Raw genomic sequence first — 1,154 nt, forward strand, 5'->3', positions numbered from 1 at the left:
TGTAGTCTATCTCTATATACTCAAATACGGTTTCTCGCATGAGGCACCTTGTGGGAAAGCGGTTGCCATGAATTGCTTCTACTTTAAGTGAGTGAAAGAACGTTTCTGCACAGGCGTTATCGTAGCAATTACCTTTGGCGCTCATGCTGCACCGCAGATCATACGTTGTAATTAAAGATTGATAATCTTTAGAGCAATACTGGCTTCCCCTGTCAGTATGCACGATAACATTCGTAGGTTTCTTACGTCGCCATAAAGCCATTTGAAGGGCGTCACAGACCAATGTAGCCGTCATAGTTTCCGACATCGCCCAACCAATAACCAGCCGACTATATAGGTCTATCACTACAGCTAGATATAACCAACCTTCTTCTGTTCGTAGGTAGGTTATATCCCCGGCCCATTTCTGATTCGGCGCTTCAGCATTGAAGTTCTGCTCAAGCAGATTTGGGGCCACTGGCAGACCATGTTTTGAGTAGGTTGTGGCTTTATATCTCTTGGCTGCTTTAGCCCGTAGGCCCTGTCGACGCATGCTGGCAGCAATTGTTTTTTGATTATATTTACTCCCCTCACTGGCCAACTCCTTCGTCAGGCGAGGGGCGCCACTACGTTCTTTACTGGCTATAAAGCGCTGCTGTACCAAGCTATCAAGCTTCATTCGGTACTGCTGGTGCTTGGATTGGTCGGCCGATCTTGACACCCAGTCGTAAAACCCACTGCGAGATACGCCCAACAGCTTGGCCATCGCTTTGATGCTGAACTCATGCCTGTGCTTTTGCATGAAGGCGTACCTCATTTCAGGCTCTTTGCAAAGTACGCTGCGGCCTTTTTTAAGATCGCCAGCTCCTCTGCCTGCTCAGCCAGCTGCCGCTTAAGTCGAGCGTTCTCTGTGGCCAGCTCTCTCTCGGCATCCCCTCGGCTCTGATGTAACTTAGCCTTACTTCGCCATCCGTAAATCTGGGAAGGATGCAACCCAAGCTGCTTAGCGGCAACGCTTACACCGACCTTGAGCGCCAGTGCTAGGGCATCTTTTCTATACTCCTCTGAGTATTGTTTACGAGTGGTTTTGGTTGGTTTACTTGGTCTTGTCATAGAGCACCTCTGCTGCGTAGTTTATCGCTTAAGAGAGTGTCCGTCGTTGGTGGGTAGGATCA

The 1,154-nt window shown here is 49.0% G+C and carries 1 protein-coding gene; it reads right to left on the minus strand.

Annotated features, from left to right (window positions below; translation table 11 throughout):
• Positions 1-1,092 (minus strand): IS3 family transposase gene (locus ACCI49_RS24725; RefSeq protein WP_371841924.1). Its coding sequence is split into 2 segments (ribosomal slippage), with 1,093 coding nucleotides annotated over them: positions 1-834 and positions 834-1,092; the frame shifts between segments, so codons are not numbered across the junction. This gene is flagged as partial in the annotation.
• Between the last annotated feature and the right edge of the window lie 62 nt (positions 1,093-1,154).

The organism is Microbulbifer epialgicus (assembly GCF_041447265.1).
In the GTDB taxonomy this organism is placed as follows: domain Bacteria; phylum Pseudomonadota; class Gammaproteobacteria; order Pseudomonadales; family Cellvibrionaceae; genus Microbulbifer; species Microbulbifer epialgicus.